Annotated in this window: 20 protein-coding genes; 9 read left to right on the top strand and 11 right to left on the bottom strand. The window is 60.5% G+C overall.

Annotated elements, in window-relative coordinates; translation table 11 throughout:
* The first annotated feature begins 151 nt into the window (after nucleotides 1–151).
* Entirely contained in the window at nucleotides 152–1,228 is a 1,077-nt protein-coding gene (locus tag KGA88_RS05815; RefSeq protein ID WP_110659445.1) for a 3-deoxy-7-phosphoheptulonate synthase, read from the top strand.
* 84 nt (nucleotides 1,229–1,312) lie between these two features.
* Here KGA88_RS05815 and KGA88_RS05820 read toward each other — a convergent pair whose 3' ends face one another.
* The gene (locus KGA88_RS05820) at nucleotides 1,313–1,600 is read right to left on the bottom strand and encodes a GNAT family N-acetyltransferase (protein WP_007973562.1); all 288 of its coding nucleotides are present in this window, start codon (nucleotides 1,598–1,600) and stop codon (nucleotides 1,313–1,315) included.
* A 640-nt stretch (nucleotides 1,601–2,240) separates the two neighbouring features.
* Between KGA88_RS05820 and oprI the strand changes: the two genes are divergently transcribed.
* Nucleotides 2,241–2,492, top strand: coding sequence for an outer membrane lipoprotei OprI (gene oprI, locus KGA88_RS05825; RefSeq protein ID WP_003199355.1), 252 nt, complete (start codon nucleotides 2,241–2,243; stop codon nucleotides 2,490–2,492).
* A 123-nt stretch (nucleotides 2,493–2,615) separates the two neighbouring features.
* On the opposite strand, the gene KGA88_RS05830 is transcribed toward oprI, so the two are convergent.
* The 3 genes from KGA88_RS05830 to KGA88_RS05840 all read right to left on the bottom strand — a co-directional run bounded on the left by KGA88_RS05830 (nucleotide 2,616) and on the right by KGA88_RS05840 (nucleotide 5,638).
* Nucleotides 2,616–3,590, bottom strand: a complete 975-nt coding sequence (locus KGA88_RS05830) for a L,D-transpeptidase family protein (protein ID WP_110659446.1) — start codon at nucleotides 3,588–3,590, stop codon at nucleotides 2,616–2,618.
* Between the two features lie 1,092 nt (nucleotides 3,591–4,682).
* Nucleotides 4,683–4,976, bottom strand: a complete 294-nt coding sequence (locus KGA88_RS05835) for a hypothetical protein (protein WP_003226812.1) — start codon at nucleotides 4,974–4,976, stop codon at nucleotides 4,683–4,685.
* A gap of 56 nt (nucleotides 4,977–5,032) precedes the next feature.
* The gene (locus tag KGA88_RS05840; RefSeq protein WP_110659392.1) at nucleotides 5,033–5,638 is read right to left on the bottom strand and encodes an arylesterase; all 606 of its coding nucleotides are present in this window, start codon (nucleotides 5,636–5,638) and stop codon (nucleotides 5,033–5,035) included.
* Between the two features lie 10 nt (nucleotides 5,639–5,648).
* On the opposite strand from KGA88_RS05840, the gene KGA88_RS05845 reads away from it, so the two are divergent.
* The 3 genes from KGA88_RS05845 to greB are packed head-to-tail and all read left to right on the top strand — an operon-like array spanning nucleotide 5,649 to nucleotide 9,368.
* Entirely contained in the window at nucleotides 5,649–6,332 is a 684-nt protein-coding gene (locus KGA88_RS05845; RefSeq protein ID WP_110659391.1) for an ABC transporter ATP-binding protein, read from the top strand.
* Nucleotides 6,332–8,836 carry an ABC transporter permease gene (locus KGA88_RS05850; protein ID WP_223589550.1) on the top strand — a complete coding sequence of 835 codons (2,505 nt, stop codon included), beginning with the start codon at nucleotides 6,332–6,334 and terminating at the stop codon, nucleotides 8,834–8,836. The genes KGA88_RS05845 and KGA88_RS05850 overlap by 1 nt, the downstream gene beginning before the upstream one ends.
* Before the next feature lie 34 nt (nucleotides 8,837–8,870).
* Entirely contained in the window at nucleotides 8,871–9,368 is a 498-nt protein-coding gene (greB, locus tag KGA88_RS05855) for a transcription elongation factor GreB (protein WP_007973570.1), read from the top strand.
* 3 nt (nucleotides 9,369–9,371) lie between these two features.
* Here greB and KGA88_RS05860 read toward each other — a convergent pair whose 3' ends face one another.
* From KGA88_RS05860 to KGA88_RS05870, 3 genes are all read right to left on the bottom strand, one after another.
* Nucleotides 9,372–9,680, bottom strand: coding sequence for a class I SAM-dependent methyltransferase (locus KGA88_RS05860; RefSeq protein ID WP_110659389.1), 309 nt, complete (start codon nucleotides 9,678–9,680; stop codon nucleotides 9,372–9,374).
* 247 nt (nucleotides 9,681–9,927) lie between these two features.
* Complete coding sequence (locus tag KGA88_RS05865) at nucleotides 9,928–10,362, bottom strand: DoxX family protein (RefSeq protein ID WP_223589552.1); 435 nt, start codon at nucleotides 10,360–10,362, stop codon at nucleotides 9,928–9,930.
* A 103-nt stretch (nucleotides 10,363–10,465) separates the two neighbouring features.
* Nucleotides 10,466–11,887: a transglycosylase SLT domain-containing protein gene (locus KGA88_RS05870; RefSeq protein WP_110659387.1), complete on the bottom strand. Its 1,422-nt coding sequence runs from the start codon at nucleotides 11,885–11,887 to the stop codon at nucleotides 10,466–10,468.
* A gap of 237 nt (nucleotides 11,888–12,124) precedes the next feature.
* On the opposite strand from KGA88_RS05870, the gene KGA88_RS05875 reads away from it, so the two are divergent.
* From KGA88_RS05875 to KGA88_RS05885, 3 genes are all read left to right on the top strand, one after another.
* Complete coding sequence (locus KGA88_RS05875; RefSeq protein ID WP_223589554.1) at nucleotides 12,125–12,934, top strand: TatD family hydrolase; 810 nt, start codon at nucleotides 12,125–12,127, stop codon at nucleotides 12,932–12,934.
* Nucleotides 12,935–13,123: 189 nt separating this feature from the next.
* A complete protein-coding gene (locus KGA88_RS05880; protein WP_223589556.1) occupies nucleotides 13,124–14,605 on the top strand; it encodes a methyl-accepting chemotaxis protein in 1,482 nt (493 codons plus the stop codon).
* A 212-nt stretch (nucleotides 14,606–14,817) separates the two neighbouring features.
* On the top strand, nucleotides 14,818–15,183 hold the full coding sequence (locus KGA88_RS05885; RefSeq protein ID WP_223589559.1) for an Mpo1-like protein: 366 nt from the start codon (nucleotides 14,818–14,820) through the stop codon (nucleotides 15,181–15,183).
* Here KGA88_RS05885 and KGA88_RS05890 read toward each other — a convergent pair whose 3' ends face one another.
* The 3 genes from KGA88_RS05890 to KGA88_RS05900 form a co-directional block, all read right to left on the bottom strand.
* Nucleotides 15,184–15,981 carry an acyl-CoA thioesterase gene (locus tag KGA88_RS05890; protein ID WP_223589561.1) on the bottom strand — a complete coding sequence of 266 codons (798 nt, stop codon included), beginning with the start codon at nucleotides 15,979–15,981 and terminating at the stop codon, nucleotides 15,184–15,186.
* Between the two features lie 233 nt (nucleotides 15,982–16,214).
* Entirely contained in the window at nucleotides 16,215–16,973 is a 759-nt protein-coding gene (locus KGA88_RS05895; protein WP_223589563.1) for a CHAD domain-containing protein, read from the bottom strand.
* A gap of 133 nt (nucleotides 16,974–17,106) precedes the next feature.
* Nucleotides 17,107–17,385, bottom strand: coding sequence for a hypothetical protein (locus KGA88_RS05900; RefSeq protein ID WP_103396971.1), 279 nt, complete (start codon nucleotides 17,383–17,385; stop codon nucleotides 17,107–17,109).
* A 221-nt stretch (nucleotides 17,386–17,606) separates the two neighbouring features.
* On the opposite strand from KGA88_RS05900, the gene KGA88_RS05905 reads away from it, so the two are divergent.
* Nucleotides 17,607–18,644, top strand: a complete 1,038-nt coding sequence (locus tag KGA88_RS05905) for a patatin-like phospholipase family protein (protein WP_110659381.1) — start codon at nucleotides 17,607–17,609, stop codon at nucleotides 18,642–18,644.
* Nucleotides 18,645–18,784: 140 nt separating this feature from the next.
* Here KGA88_RS05905 and KGA88_RS05910 read toward each other — a convergent pair whose 3' ends face one another.
* Nucleotides 18,785–19,474, bottom strand: coding sequence for a response regulator (locus tag KGA88_RS05910; protein WP_223589565.1), 690 nt, complete (start codon nucleotides 19,472–19,474; stop codon nucleotides 18,785–18,787).
* Nucleotides 19,475–19,502 lie beyond the last annotated feature (28 nt).

Below are 19,502 nucleotides of genomic sequence, written 5' to 3' on the forward strand. Positions count from 1 at the left end.
AACTGACTGCGAAAGCCCACCAAACCGGCGTCTGCCCATTGTCGAGCCACGGTGTAACGCGCTAAGGTTCGGCTCCCCGACGCGCTTAATTTGCTGTGCTCCGCCGCGCGGGTTCGCTGGCGGCCGGCACCCGTGACCTGACGAGTAAACGATGGCTGATTTACCGATCAACGACCTAAACGTCGCCTCCAACGAGACGCTGATCACTCCTGATCAGCTCAAGCGCGATATTCCCCTGAGCGACGCCGCACTGCGCACCGTCACCAAGGGCCGCGAAGTCATTCGCAACATCCTGGATGGCACCGACCACCGCCTGTTCGTCGTCATCGGGCCTTGCTCGATCCACGACATCAAGGCCGCCCACGAATATGCCGATCGCCTGAAGGCACTCGCTGCCGAAGTGTCCGATACCCTGTATCTGGTCATGCGCGTGTATTTCGAGAAACCACGCACCACCGTCGGCTGGAAAGGCTTGATCAACGACCCGTACCTGGACGACTCGTTCAAGATCCAGGACGGTTTGCACATCGGCCGCCAGTTGCTGCTGGACCTGGCCGAAAAAGGCCTGCCGACCGCCACCGAAGCCCTCGACCCGATCTCCCCGCAATATTTGCAGGACCTGATCAGCTGGTCGGCCATCGGCGCGCGCACCACCGAATCCCAGACTCACCGCGAAATGGCGTCCGGCCTGTCCTCGGCCGTCGGCTTCAAGAACGGCACCGATGGCGGCCTGACCGTGGCGATCAACGCCCTGCAGTCGGTTTCCAGCCCTCACCGTTTCCTGGGCATCAACCAGGAAGGTGGCGTGTCGATCGTGACCACCAAGGGCAATGCCTACGGTCACGTGGTACTGCGCGGCGGCAACGGCAAGCCGAACTACGATTCGGTCAGCGTTGCGCTCTGCGAGCAGGCGCTGGACAAGGCGAAGATCAAGCCGAACATCATGGTCGATTGCAGCCACGCCAACTCCAACAAGGACCCGGCCCTGCAACCGCTGGTGATGGAAAACGTCGCCAACCAGATCCTTGAAGGCAACCAGTCGATCATCGGCCTGATGGTTGAAAGCCACCTGAACTGGGGTGCCCAGGCGATCCCGAAAGACCTCGCCGACCTGCAATACGGCGTGTCGATCACCGACGCCTGCATCGACTGGACCGCGACCGAAAACACCTTGCGCAGCATGCATGCCAAGCTCAAGGATGTGCTGCCGAAACGCGATCGCAGCTGATCGCCTGATTGGCTGTACAAAAACGCGCATAAAAAAACGCCGGGCTGAACCCGGCGTTTTTTTATGCGTTCGTTTTAACGAAGGTCACTGACTCAGCTTGGCCGCATGCCGCTGGTGACGCTCCATGTAGCGCTCGACGTAGGAGCACGATGGAATGACCGTGTAGCCCATTTCGTCAGCGTACTCCAGCGCCTTCTCGGTCAAGGCTGCCGCAATACCGCGACCACGCAATGCGTTGGGCACGAAGGTGCGATAGATATCCAGGGTCTGCTTCCCCAGATCCATATAGGTCAGATAGGCACGATGACCGTCCACATTGGTCTCGAACTGATGACCAGCCTGGTCATGGTGGATGGACAACGCCTCGCTCATCACTACTCCTCGCGGGTCTGGAATTCCGACCCCTACCTTACCGATGTTTTTCCGGCGAAGGAACATCTACGCCACCCCGTGCCTGAATGGACACCGAGAAGAGCTGCACCGATCTCGCGCTACCGAGCACGTACAAATAGTAGGCACCATTGACAGAAATGCTCAAGGTGCGCTCGTCATCATGCAGGTTGGCGGGTGCTGCTCCGGATCACGCAGGAATGGCTCGACCGAAGATCACTCCGGGTCGATAGCCTGAACATTGCCGGATGTTGAGACTTAAGACGAGCGCCCGTTGTTAAAGTCACCTGAACATCGAGAAAGATATTGAGAGCTGCCACGCAAAAGCCGAACAAAAGTATAGACGAATCCATATAGGCGGACTTTAGCCAGACCGGGAAAAAGAGCGCTGCGCCGAAGGAACTTTTTCTTGCCAGCTCGCTCAGCCACGGGCCTTGCAGCTGGATGTTTTTTAATCAGTTCAGTTAAAAGTTGCTCGAAAAAGAATCAACGCCTACAATTTTTTTTGCTTCTTGCTTCACGTCAGTTTTACTTACTACAAGTAATGGGTAGTATGTACGCCGGCTATTTCCTCAATCGGAGGAGATAGCTACTTAATAGAAAGTCCTTGAAGGGGAACACGATGAACAACGTTCTGAAATTCTCTGCTCTGGCTCTGGCCGCAGTTCTGGCTACCGGTTGCAGCAGCGCATCGAAAGAAACCGAAGCACGTCTGACCGCTACTGAAGACGCAGCTGCTCGCTCCCAGGCTCGTGCAGACGAAGCTTACCGTAAAGCTGATGAAGCTCTGGCTGCTGCTCAAAAAGCACAACAGACTGCTGACGAAGCTAACGAGCGTGCTCTGCGCATGCTGGACAAAGCTAGCCGCAAGTAATAGTCCTTCGGGATTGTTATCAAGCCGACCCATTTTTTGGGTCGGCTTTTTTATTGCCCGGCGTTTCTCCAGGCAATAAAAAACCCGTCGACGCGGTCTGCGTCGACGGGCTCTTTGCAAGCGTTACTGCAAAGGGTCGATCGGGGTGCTCGACACCATCGGTGCGACGCCGTTGCTCGGCACAGCGATCTCAACTGGCAAGCCGTCTTCAGCGGCGACCACATCACGCACCACATCCCAGTTCATGCGCAGGTTGTTGGTGATGTCTTCACGCTTGAGCATCGCATTGATGACCGCCGTGTGCTTGTCGACCACCGACGGGTTGCCCTTGTCGTCCAGCGGCGTATGCGCCTCCAGATAGACCTTGCCGCCACTGAGGCCAAACTTGTACGGGTCGTTGATGATTCGGACCGACGTACCGACCGGCACCATGCCCGCCATTTCCAGCACGTTGTTGTTGAACATGCGGAAGCAGCCGTGGCTGGTGCGCATGCCAATGCCGAACTTCTTGTTCGAACCGTGGATCAGGTAGCCCGGTGTGCCCAGGGTGAACTTGAACGGCCCCAGCGGGTTGTCAGGGCCGGCCGGCACGACGTTGGGCAGCGGATCACCGTCTGCCGCGTGCTCGGCCTTGATCGACGCCGGAGGCGTCCAGGTCGGGTTAGGTGTCTTGGCGGTGATGCTGGTGTGGGCAATCGGCGAGCCCCAGCCTTCACGACCAATCCCCAGCGGGAACGTGTACACCACGTTCTTGCCTTTCGGGTAGTAGTAGAGGCGGTATTCAGCCAGGTTGATCACAATGCCTTCACGCGGGCCTGGTGGCAGGATGAAGCGGGTCGGCAGGATGATTTCCGTGCCAGCGCCTGGCAACCATGCATCGACACCCGGGTTGGCCGCGACCATTTCCGTGTAGCCCAGATCGTAGGCGGTACCAAGGTCGGCGAAGGTATCTTCGTATTTGGCCTTGATCACCTGCACCTGGCCGATGATGTCCTCACCGGGCGGTGGCAGGGGAAACTCCAATGCTGCGACGGGACCGGCCACAAAGAGGGCGGCAAGAGTCAGGCAGCGGGTGACGGCAGGAAAGCGCGGCAACATCCGGAAAATCCTTCGCATGATCAACTGAGGGTATAAGAACGCGATTGTACACCGCTGTCCGTTATTTCGGGGAGATGGCCCGATTGCAGGCGATACAAGGTGTTTGGCGATTATCCTCGATCTCGCGTGGGATAGAGCGATGGCCTGACTTTTTTGAACGTGTACATATCCGTTTTTGCGGTAATGGCGGCTATTGGTTCCGCTCTTACAGCGGGTCACTTGGAAGAGCCCCAAGTAACCAAGGGCTCTTGCCCCTTTCGTTCGGTGCCTCGCTGTGGCTCGGCATGCCCTCGCTCCGGTCCTGCTCCGTGGGCCCGCCGCCATCGGCCATCCATGGCCGGGGGCGGCTAACCCGGCATCCATGCCGGGTTGCCCACTGCGCAGAACCTGCGCTCGGCCTCTCGAGGGGGGCGTGCACCGCAAAACCCAAACCGAGGCGGCCTACCGGCCGGCCTGTTTGCCGGGTTCGTTCGTCTGTGAGAATTGAGTTGGCTGGCAGGCCGCCTTCGCGAGCAAGCCCGCTCCCACAGTATTTGCGTCGAACACATTTTTTTGAACACCATCAAACCTGTGGGAGCGGGCTTGCTCGCGAAGAGGCCGGTACATCCAATATTGATGTTGCCTGACAGATCGCCATCGCCGGCAAGCCAGCTCCTACACGGATTGGGGCATATCTGCAAAATCGGGCCGACTGACAGGCCGCCAAGCCAGCTCCTACAGTTGATCGGCGTACACACGCCGCTTTTCACCACTCATCAGGCCGAGCGTTAGCTCGCCTGCAGCTCTTGATCTTGATCCACCCGCCCCCTCGGGAGGCCTCGTTCCGGTGTTCATCCGGGGATGGGCGCGCAGCGCCGTTCGACGCAGTCGAACACGCTGCATGTAGGTCGAAGCGAAGCCGACCGGAGGGCAGTGTCCCCGGATGGATACCGGAGCGAAGGAACGCCGAGCCTTAGCGAGGGGCCGGACGCAAGGGGCGAGCGTTTTTTTGGTTACTTTTTTTAGGCGCTTGTAAAAAAAGTGACTCGCCGTAAGGGCGAAACCATAAGTGGCCGTTACCTAACCAACGGATATGTACACAACCACCAAGGATCAAAGCTCAAACCGCAATTCAGGCCAGATCGGCGAAGTCCCCCGCTTCTGCGATTCAAGAATAGCCCGGCACAACGAACATAACCGCTGATCCTGAAACACCCGGCGATCAACACTCGACCAGCGCGGCTGCGCCGGCAACAGACTCCCACACAAGGTGCGGTCCGCCGAGCCTCCCAGCTCCAGTTGACGGGTCACCAGATGCACCCGCACTTCCTGGCAGGCGAACAGATCCAGCTGTTCGTCAGGCTCGATCAGTTGGTAGGCAAATAGTGACCAGGCAGGACGCGGCATCGGGGGCTCCAAATCGGGGGCGCCACCTTAGCCGAAAGCCTGCTTCTAGAAAAGTGTCATAACAGCGGTTTTAGGGTAGGCCAGACATTTTCCAGCAACTTGTCCTGGGCCCCGGCCGCCGGGTGTATGCCGTCAGCCTGCATCAAGTCCGGATGGCCGCCCACGCCGTCGAGGAAAAACGGCACCAGCGGGATCTTTTTCTCATCGGCCAGGTTGCTGTAGACCTCGACGAAGGCCTTTGTGTAGCGAGCGCCATAATTGGGTGGCAGTTGCATGCCGAGCAACAACACCTTGGCACCGCTGGCCCGGGAGCTGTCGATCATCGAAGCAAGATTTTGTTGCAATTGAGTTGGCAGCAAGCCGCGCAGGCCGTCATTGCCGCCCAACTCGAGGATCACCAGTTCCGGTTTATGCTCTGCAAGCAGCGCGGGCAGGCGCGCCTGGCCTCCGGCACTGGTGTCGCCACTGATGGACGCATTGATCACTGTATCGTCGAAACCTTCGCGCTTGAGCCGTTGCTCAAGCAGTGACACCCACCCCAACCGGGTATCCAGCCCGAAACCGGCGCTGATACTATCGCCAACGATCAGGACTGTACCCGCCGCTGCGTTTTGGGCCATGCACATCAAGGCCAGGCCAGCACTCAAAAACCAGACACGCATCGGACTCTCCATGGGCGCAAGCATTCTCATCGCGAAGGACCTTAGCAAAGTGGTTCCCAGCGCGGAAGGTGAACTGACCATCCTGCACCAACTCAGCCTGGAACTGAACCAGGGCGATAGCCTGGCCATCGTCGGCGCATCGGGCTCCGGCAAGTCCACCTTGCTGGGCTTGCTCGCCGGCCTCGACCTGCCGAGCAGTGGCGAAGTCACTCTCGCCGGGCAAGGCCTGAGCAACCTCGATGAAGACCAGCGTGCGCGCATCCGCGCCGAGCACGTGGGTTTTGTCTTTCAATCGTTTCAGCTGCTCGACAGCCTCAATGCCCTGGAAAACGTCATGCTGCCACTGGAACTCGATGGCCGCAAAGACGCCCGCGAGCGCGCCACCGAACTGCTGCAACGCGTGGGGCTGGGTCAACGCCTGACTCACTCGCCGCGCCAGCTCTCCGGCGGCGAGCAACAACGCGTGGCGATTGCCCGTGCATTTGCCGCCGAGCCCGACGTGCTGTTTGCCGACGAACCGACCGGCAACCTCGACAGCCACACAGGCGAGCGCATCAGCGACTTGCTGTTCGAGCTCAACAAGGAGCGCGGCACGACCCTGGTGCTGGTGACTCACGATGAACGCCTGGCCCATCGCTGCCGGCGCCTGATCCGTCTTGAAGCCGGCCTACTGGTCGCCCCACTGGAGCCTTGATGGCACGTCTGCCGCTGTTGCGCCTGTTCAGTCTCGCCATCCGCCAATTGCTGCGCGATGCCCGCGCCGGTGAATTGCGCGTGCTGTTCTTCGCCTTGCTGGTGGCCGTGGCCGCCAGCACCGCCATTGGCTATTTTGGCGCGCGCCTGAACGGCGCCATGATGCTGCGCGCCACCGAGTTTCTCGGTGCCGACTTGCTGCTCGAAGGCAGTTCGCCTGCGCGCCCCGAACAGATAAGCAGCGGCGTCGAACTGGGACTGGAACATGCGCAGGTGGTGGAGTTTTCCAGCGTCATCGCCACCGACAACGGCATCCAGCTGTCCAGTATCAAGGCGGCCGATGACACCTACCCGCTGCGCGGCGAACTGAAAAGCGCACCCGCGCCCTTCGCCGTGGAGCAACCCGGTGGAGGACCAAAACCCGGTGAAGCCTGGGTCGAGGCACGACTGCTGACCGCCCTGGACCTGAAGATTGGCGACAGCATCGACGTCGGCATGAAAACCCTGAAGCTGGCGCGAGTGCTGACGTATGAACCGGACCGCGCCGGCAACTTCTATAGCCTGACACCCCGCGTGCTGATCAACCTCGGCGACCTCTCGGCGACCGGCGTGGTGCAACCCGGCAGCCGGGTCAGCTATCGCGAGCTCTGGCGAGGCAATGCCCAGACGCTGGAAACCTATCGCCAACTGATCAAACCGGGGCTTGCCGCCAACCAACGCTTGCAGGATGCCCGAGATGGCAACCGGCAAATCGGCGGTGCCTTGGGCAAGGCCGAACGCTACTTGAACATGGCCAGCCTGGTGGCGGTATTGCTGTCCGGCGTAGCGGTGGCGTTATCGGCGACCCGATTCGCCACCCGCAGGTTCGATGCCAGCGCCTTGTTGCGCTGCCTCGGGCTGTCACGCCGGGAAACCATGCTGTTGTTCAGCCTGCAACTGACCGTGCTCGGTCTGCTGGCCAGCATCAGCGGCGCCCTCATCGGCTGGCTCGCACAGTTTGGGTTATTTGCCCTACTGCATGACTTGCTGCCCACCGACGTGCCTCCGGGTGGGTTGTTTCCGGCCATTGCCGGGATCGGCACCGGACTGGTCGCGCTGGCCGGCTTCGCCTTGCCGCCGCTGGCGGCACTGGGCCGGGTTCCGCCATTGCGTGTATTGCGTCGGGACATGCTGCCGATCCCATCCAGCACCTGGATGATCTACGGCGCAGCGCTGGGTGCCCTCGGCCTGATCATGTGGCGCCTGAGCCTGGACCTGGTACTGACCTTTGCCCTGCTTGGCGGCGGCGTGATTGCAGCGCTGGTGCTGGGCGGCTTGTTGCTGCTGCTGTTGAAGAGTCTGCGGCGCATGCTCGCACGTGCATCCCTGCCCTGGCGCCTGGGACTCGGCCAATTGCTGCGTCATCCGCTCGCCGCTGCGGGTCAGTCGTTAGCGTTCGGCCTGATTCTGCTGTCGATGGCGCTGATTGCGTTGCTGCGCGGCGAGTTGCTGGATACCTGGCAGAACCAGTTGCCGAAAAATGCCCCCAATTACTTTGCCCTGAACATCCTGCCTGCGGATAAACAAGCCTTCACCGATCATCTGATCGCTGTGTCGGCGCAATCGGCGCCGTTGTACCCGGTGGTGCCGGGGCGTCTGATCAGCATCAACGGCGAGCCGGTGCAGCAAATCGTCACCAAAGAGTCAGCCGGAGATCGGGCAATCCAGCGCGACCTGAGCCTGACCTGGGCGGCGGACCTGCCAGCGGGCAACAAGCTCACGGCGGGAAATTGGTGGAACCAACAAACGCCAGACGATGTACCCGGCGTGTCGGTAGAAGGCAAAGTCGCCGAAAGCCTGAAACTCAAGCTTGGCGACCATATGGTTTTCAGCGTTGGCGGGGTCAATCGCGAGGCGAAAGTCACCAGCCTGCGGGAGATCAACTGGGACAACTTCCAGCCGAATTTCTTCATGATCTTCCAGCCCGGAACCCTGAAGGATCTGCCGGCGACCTACCTGACCAGCTTCTATCTGGCACCGGGTCATGATCAACAGATCGTCGACCTGTCCCGCGCGTTCCCGGCGGTGACGATCCTGCAGGTCGAAGCCTTGCTGGAACAACTGCGCAGCATCCTCGCCCAGGTCACCCTGGCGGTGGAGTATGTGTTGTTGTTCGTATTGGCGGCGGGGATGGCGGTGCTGTTTTCCGGCCTGCAAGCGACGCTGGATGAACGCATTCGCCAGGGTGCGCTGCTGCGTGCACTGGGGGCCGAACGGCAACTGCTGGTCAAGGCGCGGCGGATCGAGTTCGGCTTGCTCGGTGCAGTCAGTGGTTTACTGGCGGCATTGGGATCGGAACTGGTGAGCCTGGTGCTCTACCGCTATGCCTTTGACCTGCCGTGGCATCCGCATCCATGGTTGTTATTGCTGCCATTGATAGGTGCCGTGCTGATCGGTGGGGCCGGGGTGTTCGGCACCCGTCGGGCATTGAACGCCAGCCCGCTGACAGTCCTGCGCGAGGGTTGATAGACTCCAGCCGTCTCCACCACAAGAAGTTGCCATGAGCCGTTACCGCCCTCCCCGCACCGCCGGCACCGCGCTGATCACCCCAGAAGGTGAAGCGCGGATGCGCGCCGAGTTCCATGAGCTGTGGCATGTACGCCGTCCCCAGGTGACCCAGGCCGTCAGCGAAGCCGCGGCCCAGGGTGATCGCTCGGAGAACGCTGAATACACCTACGGCAAAAAGATGCTGCGAGAGATCGACAGCCGCGTGCGTTTTCTCACCAAACGCCTGGAAGCGCTCAAGGTCGTCAGCGAAAAACCCAGCGATCCGAACAAGGTCTATTTCGGCGCGTGGGTCACGATCGAGGACGAGGACGGCAAGGAATCGCGCTACCGCATTGTCGGGCCGGACGAACTGGACCTCAAACAGGGCCTGATCAGTATTGATTCGCCGCTGGCCCGCGCACTGATCGGCAAGGCACTGGACGCCGAAGTGCGGGTCCAGACACCGACCGGTGAGCAGTGTGTTTATATCGTGGCGATCGACTACCCGTGAAACTCAACGGCGAGTAATCAGCCCTTGCCGGGCGACACGGGTCAGTTGCCTGATCATTTCAGGCGCGTCTTCGAGACTGGGGGATTGAATGACCGCCAGATCGAAACTGTCGTCGGCAAAACGGGCAAGCGACTCACCGTCTTCGACAAACTGGATCAGGAAGGCAGCGGGACCGCCGGTACGACGTGGCCAGCCATCGAGATAACGCAAGAGCGTCGGCTGATGTTTGCCGCCAAGCAGGATTTTTGGATTGCGCTGGGTCAGGTGTGCCGTGATCGGCGCGGGACGTATAACGGCGTTTAGTGCATTCATTGTGTCGTGTCTCTGCCTCAAAAGTCTGCATGGCAGGTGAGAGGCAACACCGAACCAGCGCTTTAGCGGTATTTCGAAGCCTGTTCTGGCTTCTATCGGCAACTGGATGAGTCACCTGGCGCCCCGCAAGTAGCTGTTTAAATCGGCGCATGGGCAACATCCTAGAGAAGCTGACTGGACAGTGTCAAGAATGACGCGCAACAAAAAAGGCCCGCACAATGCGGGCCTTTTCGTTGAGCCAGAGCGGTCAGCCGGCGATGACACGGTCCGCCGAGAATTTGCCCGCACCTTCGATCAATACCGCGATACTGCCACCGAGCAACGCCAGGGCGAATTCATAACCGTTGTTGGCCATGAACAGGCCGTGGCTGATGTGCACCGTGAAAATCGCCACCAGCGACAGGAAGATCAGACCAAGCGCGGCCGGGCGAACCAGCAGGCCAATGATCAAGGCCAGGCCGGCGAAGAACTCGGTACCGCCCGCCAGTGTCGCCATCAGGTAACCCGGTGTCAGCCCGAGGCTTTCCATGTACTGCGCGGTTCCCGCCAGGCCATAACCACCAAATGCCCCGAAGAGTTTCTGCGAGCCGTGGGCGGCGAATACGATACCGACGACGATGCGCAGAACCGTCAGGCCGTAGCCAGCGCGGGTAGACAGTACCTTGTTGATCAGAGTGCTCATGCTGTTTCATTCCTTGTAAGTGTGTGTGGGTTGGCCGCTATATTAATCAGAAAATTAAATGCTAAAAGCGCAAAAATCTCACCATAACAATCAAATTAGCTGATTATTTACGGGAGACAACCTTTTGTCCCTGAGGCTCCAACGACTCCCGCTCCCGGTCGAACGCCAGGTAATACTTGTTCACACTGTTAACATAGCTGACCGGCCCCATACCCACTTGCTCCATGGCAACGCGCTCGACCTGGAAGAACCACTGATTGGGGTTCAAGCCTCGCCGCCGGGCTTCGGCGCGCATGCCCTGCACCCGCTCCGGCCCGATGTTGTAGGCCGCCAGCACGAAGGCCATGCGTTCGCGTTCGTTGAGTTTCGGGCTGGCAAAGAACTTGCGCCGGATCATCGCCAGGTACTTGGCCCCGGCCTGCACATTGCCGTCGACGTCCTGAATATTGTTGACCCCCACCCGCTGCGCCGCAGAAGGCGTGATCTGCATCAGGCCGGTCGGCGCACCGCCACTGCGGGCGGTGGGCTGCAGGCCTGACTCCTTGAAGGCCAGCGCCGCCAGGTTCAGCCAGTCCATGCCCTGGGCATCGGCGTGTTTCTGCAGCACCGGGCGAAGTTTTTCCAGACGCTGGCGGTCCGCCTTGGCCAGTGGATAGTGCACTTGATAGAGGCGACGATAGATGCGCAGGAACGCGGCGTCCTGATCCGATGGTTTTTTGTAACCGGTGAGAAAGCGGTCAATGCTGGCCCGCAACATCGAGGCATCACGGCGCACGAACCAGAACTCTTCGCCCGGATCACTGATGAGTACCTGCTTGTCGAAACGCAGCTTGGGCAGGATCTTGCCCCAGCGTTCGGCGATCGGCTGCTCGACGATGGTCAGGTGGAAGATCCCGCCCTGCACCATCTCCAGTACATCCTCGACGGCAAGGCTCGGATCGACCCATTCGATTGTGACCGGTGGCAGTTTGTGCAGGGCAAGCTTTTGATTGATCTGGCTGACGGCATCCCCGGCGGCGCTGCCGGCGGGTAACGCCAGGGTCTTGCCGGAAAGCTGTTCAAGCCTGGTGTAGCGGCGTTCGCCCTTGATGCCCACCAGGACCAACGGGATGTTGCTGGCAATCGGCTCACTGGTGCTGACGGCGAAACCCGGTTGCAGATCGAGCAACTCGCCTGGCGCCACCAGATCGCCCTCCCCGCGCTGCAACGCACCGAGCAGTTGATCCTTGGCCTTGGGAATGATCTTGAGGGTGATTTCCTGACCGTCACGGGCATGGCCATTGAGGTATTGCTCGAATGCTCTCAGGCGATGGTATTCGACCCCGATCGCCTGCCCCTGGACTTCGCCGGAGCTGTTGCGGCTCTGGTTGACCAACACCCGCAGCACACGGCTGCTGCGAATTTCGCCAAGGTCGCGCACCTTGCTGGCCGGTACGGCTTGCAGCGGCCCGGGCAGACGCGCGACCGCCGACATCGGCAGCAGCAGCGAACAACACAGCAGTAGCAAAACCGAGGGACGAATCATCCACTCTCCGGAAAGAATATGAGGCCCGCTTCAATGACGAAATCCATCAAGCAGGGCGACAAAAACAGAGCGCCCAAGGCGCTGGCAAGGTGCGAGAGACTGGCACAATGATGGCAAAACTACCAACCCAGCCTGCTCCGCGGCTCAAGAGACAGCGTTAACCCGTTGTAGTTCTTGGCTTTTCTTATAAATCCGCGGCTCTGATATGCTTTCCGGCATTTGGGCCGAGGTAGCACCATGCAACTCATCGATATCGGCGTCAACCTGACCAACCCCAGTTTTGCCGACAAACACCGGGCCGTACTCGACCGCGCCTACGCGGCCGGCGTATGCCAACTGGTGCTGACCGGCACCAGTGTCGAGGGCAGCGAACAGGCCCTTGAGCTGTGCCAGCAACTGGACGAAAGCACTCAGCGTCTGTTCGCCACCGCCGGTATTCACCCTCACTGCGCCAGTGACTGGAACGCCGACAGCGCCCGACGTTTGCGCAGCTTGCTCAACGAACCGAATGTGGTGGCCGTGGGCGAATGCGGGCTGGATTTCAACCGTGACTTCTCGCCGCGCCCGCAGCAGGAAAAGGTCCTCGAAGAACATCTGGCCATGGCCGTTGAATTGCAGTTGCCGGTTTTTCTGCACGAGCGCGACGCCAGCCAGCGTTTGCTGGAAATCCTGCGCGACTTCCGCGACCGGCTACCGGCCGCCGTTGTGCACTGTTTCACTGGGGAACAGAAGGCACTGTTCAGCTACCTCGACCTGGACTTGCACATCGGCATTACCGGCTGGATCTGCGACGAGCGCCGGGGCACGCATTTGCATCCACTGGTCAAGGAGATCAAGCGCGGACGCCTGATGCTCGAAAGCGATGCACCGTATCTGCTGCCGCGCAGCTTGCGCCCCAAGCCGAAAAACGGGCGAAACGAGCCGGCGTACCTGACCGAAGTATTGCGCGAAGTCGCGCTGCATCGCGGGGAAAGCCAGGAGGATCTGGCCGCACACACCACAGCGTGCGCACGGGCGTTCTACGGGTTGCCCTCCATTCCCCAGTAAACACAGAACCACCTGTGGGAGCGGGCTTGCTCGCGAAGGCACCGTGTCATTCAACATGGAAGTCGACTGATACACCGCCTTCGCGAGCAAGCCCGCTCCCACATTGACCTGCATCAAAATCCGGATTCTCCATGGCGGCACAATAATGGCACCTTGCCAAAACTGTTTCCGCTATCAGAGAAGACCTCCATGGGTGCCTGGCTTAGCAACATCTCGCTGAAATACAAATTCTGGGCGGTCAACGCAGTCGCCTTCGTCACCACACTGCTGTTGGTGCTGTACGCCGTACACCTCGAACAACAGGCCCGTGTTCATGCGTCCCAAGCCTCGTCTCAGGCACAAGCACGATTGCTGGTCGACTGGCCTGCCGGGCAGCCTCTGCCCAAGGCCGACAACCTTCTGACGTTCGATCGCGGGCAGGCACCATCGCTGAATGGACAGCCCATGCTCGAACTCGTCGATGCAAACGGCTGGGTCGAGATCAACGCGATGCCGCTGTTCGGTGACAACCCGTTGATGGGCGCCGAAGTATTTACCCGCGCGGGTGGTCAGCAGGTTGCGGTCATCGCCCACGGTCCAAGCCTGAGCCAGGTGTTCAACGAACGTTTAGCCAACTACGCGGTGGCCGTGCTCATCCTGATGCTGGCAATGCTCGGCGCCTCGCAGTTGTTGATCCGCTTCCTGCTCAGCCAACTCAACACCTTGAAAGACGTCATGCTGCACGTGGAGAAAACCGGCGACCTGTCGGCCCGCGTGCCACTGGCTTGCACTGACGAAGTCGGGCAGATGGCCAATGCCTTCAACGCCATGCAGGCCGGTTATCAAAGGGTGGTCAACACCGTCGCAAGCACCGCCCGGCAACTGGATGACGGCGCTGCGCGGCTGGCAACCAGCATGAATGAAGTGCGCCACGGCATGCTCGGCCAGCAGAGCGAAACCGATCAGGCGGCCACGGCGATCAATGAAATGACCGCCACGGTCTATCACATCGCCCAACACGCGGGTGCCACCCGTGACCTTTCGCAATCGGCCGATACCCTGGCCGGCAGCGGGCAGGAGGTCGTGGCGCGGGTGCAACGCTCGATTGCCGGACTGTCCACTGGCGTCCAGCAGACCGCCGAGATGATTCAGCGCCTGGCCGAGGACAGCCAGAAGATCAACGGCGTGGTCAACGTGATTCACAGCATCGCCGAGCAGACCAACCTGCTGGCACTGAACGCCGCCATCGAAGCGGCCCGGGCTGGCGAAATGGGGCGCGGGTTTGCGGTGGTTGCCGATGAAGTGCGCAACCTCGCCAAACGCGTGCAGGCCTCCACGGACGAAATCACCCTCATGGTCTCGGCACTGCAGGCCGGCACGCGGGACGCAGTGGATTTCATGCAGGAGAGCTCGCTCAAGGCCGACGACTGCGTGCAACAGGCGCAGGAGGCCGGGGCCGCATTGGCCGAAATCACCGGCGCGGTGGCGCAGATGCGTGAGAGCAACACGCAGATCGCGGTGGCGGCCGAGCAGCAGAGTCAGGTGGCGGAAGAGATGAATCGCGCGGTGGTGAGCATCCGTGACGTGACCGAGAACACGGTGCAGCAGACGGTGACCTCGGCGACCACCAGCAATGAACTGGCGGCGCTGGCCGGAGAATTGAGCAAGGCGATAGGTCAGCTCAAACTTTGAGGGCCTCTTCGCGAGCAAGCCCCACAGTTGGAAGGCGCTCAAAATGTGGGAGCGGGCTTGCTCCGGGCGGCGTTCCGACGAAGGCGTCAGAACTGACAACATCAATCCAGACCATGACGCCTATCAAGCCAATAGCCAGCCTTGATTCGCCGCCAGCATTGACCGGGCCTATTCTTCCTACATGTGTTCAACATGGATCGAGGATCAGCATCATGGGCAAACGTCACCCCAACCTTCCCGCCTGGCAATGGCGAGCGTACCCGAACAATCATCAGCACCCGACCAATCTGGTGTTGCACCTGATCGCGGTGCCGCTGTTCATTGTCGCGGCCCTGCTGATTGTGTCCGGGGTGTTCAGCCTGACCCTTTCGAACATCGCCATCGGCGTGATCGGCGTGATTGCGGCGCTGGCCTTGCAACGCCACGGCCACAGCCTGGAGTCGCAAGCCGCCGAGCCGTTCAGTGACCGCAAGGATGCGATATCGCGCTTGTTGGTCGAGCAGTTCCTGACGTTTCCACGGTTCTTTCTCAGCGGTGGCTGGTGGCGCGCCTGGCGTGAGCGCCACCGCCGTCACTGATCAGGCGAACACCGTCACTGTCTGCCGGCTCATGGCAATCAAGCGGCCATCCGCGCTCCACATTTTTGCGGCGGCATGCCCGTAACCGTCGGCGGCGTGCTCGGTCTCAACGAGGTATTTGCACCAGTCCAGGGTGTTCAATTCCAGTAGCGGCTGCACGAACTCGATGGTCCAGGTCAGCGTGCTGCCCATCGCTGGCTTCTTCAAAAACGGCATCAGGGCCGGCGGCCAGGCGTCCACCAGCGCGAGGATATGTGCCTCGCTGATGACCTCTTCTTTTTCGCCGCCACGCAAGCGTACCCAACCGCCCATTTGCCGGGATGTGCTGCCGCTGAACGGCAACCCGCCGACACTCCAGCGCATCGCCAGGTGCCGCATGAACTCAGGGATAACGCCTTCGATAAAAGGCAGTTCCTGGCACTCGTCCCAGTGTTTCATTTCAGGTGCCGGTTCAGCGGCTACCGCCACTTCCGAGGGGCGTGAGGCGCCAAAACTGCCCTGGATCAAGGTCACCACCTGCCCCTTCTGCATCACCCGGCCCAGCACCTGGCTGACCGCCTTGCCTTCGCGCAATACGTCGACTTCAAAACTGACCGGAACCTGGGGTTCGACCGGCCCGACAAAGGTGATTGCCAGCGAGCGCACCGGACGATCCGCCGGCACCCGGGCTCGCATGGCTTCGTACTGCAAAGCCGCCACCAGGCCACCAAAACTGGCGCGCCCCTGGGCCCATGAGGCCGGGATAGACAGGTCCATCGGCTGGCTACGGACCGCGTCAAGTAGTTCGCAAAAGCGCATGAAAACCTCAGGGATCGAAAAAAGATGAAGGGATCTTACCCAGCCGGAGAGGGCTATACAGCACCCATTCCGGCCAATTTGACTGACAGATGAGCCGCACAGGTTCCATGTCGAACATAAAAACCCTGTGGGAGCGGGCTTGCTCGCGAAGAGGTCATCAGCTTAAGCATTGATGCTGACTGACACACCGCCTTCGCGAGCAAGCCCGCTCCCACAATGGATCTGGGGAGGTCTCAGGATTTGAAACAGGCCTTGCTGAGTTTTTCCAGTACCCGGTCCGCACGGCTTTCAGCCTCGGCCATGGTGGCTTCCCACACGGCAACACAGGGCCGTAAATCCGCTTCCCGTTCAGCCATGGCCAGCCATTGCACGCAATCGTGCCAGTCACCAAGCGCACCCTGGGCCGATTTCAACCGGGGCATGGCCGCTTTCGGCAAACGATCCAGTTCAGGGTAAGCCTCGATGCCATAGCGCACGCGCTTGATCAGCAGGCGCAGCCGATGACGGTCGTGGGTCGGGTCGTGCAGTGCCTCGTCGAGTTTTTCCCATTGTTTGCCCAGACGCTTTTCGATGCGCTTGCGCAAGCCCTTGAGCAATCCCTGGCGTTGGGCGGCGCGCAGAAAACGCGGAAATGCATCGAGAACGATCAGCAACTGCGCAAGTTCAGGGCTGGCCGCCACGGCCGGGTAGGCCTCGGCCATCTGCGCCATGCGCTGCTGTGCGGCCAGGGGTTGATGGTGCTGGAGCAGGTACGCCGCCAGCACTTCGCGATCACGTAATGGCGTGGTCAGATCGCCCACCCGCGAGGCGGCCGCTTCCAGTTGCTCGACGCCGGGCAATCCGCGCAAAGGTCGCAACAGGCTGCGCAACCGACGCATGGTGGTGCGCAGATCGTGTAACGCCTCAGGGTCTGTACGCGCTTTCAAGCGGGCCTGACAGGCCAGCAGACGAATCTCCAGGCCCAGAACACGAGCCACCAACCGATCGATCATGGGGGTTTACTCCGTAAAACAGTGCCATGCGTTACCTATAGGAGCTGGCTTGCCAGCGATGGCGATATCAGGCCACGGTAACATTCGAGAGCCTATCGCCGGCAAGCCGGCTCCTACAGGAGTAGCAGTGTTTTCAACGCCCCGCACGCGACTCACGAATGTAGAAACGGGCCTTCTCGGCCTTGTTGGTGCAGCCCTCGAACCCCTCGAATTGCTGCTGGGTCTTGGCCGCGGTCAACAGCGACAAGGCCTTGGAGTAGCTGACGGTCCCGGCGAAACCCTCGGCTTTGGCCAGGTCCAGTTCATGCCATGCCGCATCCAGGTTACTACCGCAGCTGTCGCGGTAGGCGGTTTTACCGGCACAACCGGCGAGCGCCAGGGCAATCAATGGCACGCAGATCCAGGCTTTCATCACTCACTCCTCAAGAATAGGTCAACAGTCATGCAGGTAAGACGTTGTGGCACCTGAAAAGTGCCGTTGGTCCGCTGTGCAAACTATAGCGCTGACGAGAATAACCATGCGCCGCCATGGAGTGTCGAAAATACGACGCTCTTACCCCATCGAACGACCATGACGATTGAAGCGTGCCCCTCGATGGGTGCATTGTTGAACCATTCAAACGAGGGCGATTCATGAAAAAGCGTGTCGCACTGGTATTGGGCTCGGGTGGAGCCCGGGGTTATGCACATATTGGGGTCATCGAAGAGATCGAACGGCGCGGCTATGACATTGCCTGTATCGCCGGCTGCTCCATGGGCGCGGTGGTGGGCGGGATCTACGCCGCCGGCAAACTCAATGAATACCGCGACTGGATCGAGAGCCTGGACTATCTCGACGTGTTGCGTCTGGTTGACGTCAGTTTTCGTCTGGGGGCGATTCGTGGCGAAAAGGTATTCGGGCAGATCCGCAAGATCGTCGGCGAGATCAACATCGAAGACTTGCGCATCCCCTATACCGCCGTCGCCGCCGACCTGACCAACCAGCAGGAAATCTGGTTCCAGGAAGGCTGCCTGCACCAGGCCATGCGCGCCTCGGCAGCGATTCCCAGCCTGTTTACCCCGGTGATGCAAGGCAACCGCATGCTGGTCGATGGCGGCATTCTCAACCCGCTGCCGATCGTGCCCGTGGTGTCGAGCCATTGCGATTTGATCATCGCGGTCAACCTCAACTCCACCAACCAGCGCCACTATCAACTGCCGGTCATCCAGCGTCCCGCCGCCTTCAAGACCCGCTTCGACAGCCTGATCAACTCCCTCGGCTCGAAGCTGCCGTTCCGCCGTAAACAGGCCGAGCAATTGCTGATCCTGGAGCGGGAAGCCCTGAGGGCGGAAGGCGCGGATCTCAATCCGTGGATCGAATCCGCCGAGCCCGAAGCGCAGCAACCCGCGGCCGCTCCGGAAGCCAGCGGCGCACCCCGCTCGGCCACCGGTTCGTTCATCATCGACAACGTCGGGCCGGCGTCCCTGCTGGATTTGATCAACCAGAGTTTCGAGGTAATGCAGACGTCGCTGGCGCAGTACAAGATTGCCGGGTACCCACCAGACATCCTGATCAACGTGCCCAAGCGCGTGTGCCGGTTTTTCGAGTTCTACAAGGCGCCGGAGCTGATCGCATTGGGCAGGGAGATTGCGCGGGATACGCTGGATCGCTATGAAAGTGAGCAGAACTGAGCGTCTGAAAATTCTCGGGTGACTATCCGGGCCTCTTCGCGAGCAAGTCCGCTCCCACAATGACCGCGTCGGTCACACGAACCCTGTGGGAGCGGGCTTGCTCGCGAAAGCGCCAGATCAGTTACCAAAAAACTTCAAAACTACTCACTCAACAACCGATACCCCACCCCCGCCTCGGTCACGATGAACCTGGGTTGGGTCGGGTCATCCGCCAGTTTCTGGCGCAAGTGCCCGACCACGATACGTAGGTAATGAGTGTCTTCCGTGTGCGTCGGCCCCCAGATGTCCTTGAGCAATTGCTGCTGGGTGATCACCCGCCCGGGGTGCCGCGCCAGTTGCGCCAGCACGGCGTACTCCTTGCGAGTCAGGGCGACTTCGGCACCGTCGAGCAGCACCCGGCGATACGCCAGGTCGACCGTCAACGGGCCGAAACTCAGCGCCGCTGGCTGGCTTTCCCCCACGGGCGCCTGGCGCAACAACGCACGAATCCGCGCCAGGAACTCCTGAATGCCGAACGGCTTGGTCACGTAGTCATTGGCACCGCCATCCAGGGCTTCGACTTTCTGCCCTTCATTGGCGCGCACCGAGAGCACCAATACCGGCGCCGTCGACCACTCGCGAAACTCACGCAAGACCTGCTGGCCGTCCATGTCCGGCAAGCCGAGGTCGAGCACCAGCAAGTCCGGTTTGTTCAACGCGGCTTGCGCCAACCCTTCGTTGCCGGTGCCGGCCTCCAGCACTTTGTAGCCTTGGGAGGCGAGGCTGATGCGCAGGAACTTGCGGATCTGCGGTTCGTCGTCAATGACCAGGATGGTCGCGGTCTGGCTCATGAATTCACATCAACACTGATAAGTGGCA

Source organism: Pseudomonas sp. A-R-19, assembly GCF_019956575.1.
Lineage (GTDB): Bacteria > Pseudomonadota > Gammaproteobacteria > Pseudomonadales > Pseudomonadaceae > Aquipseudomonas.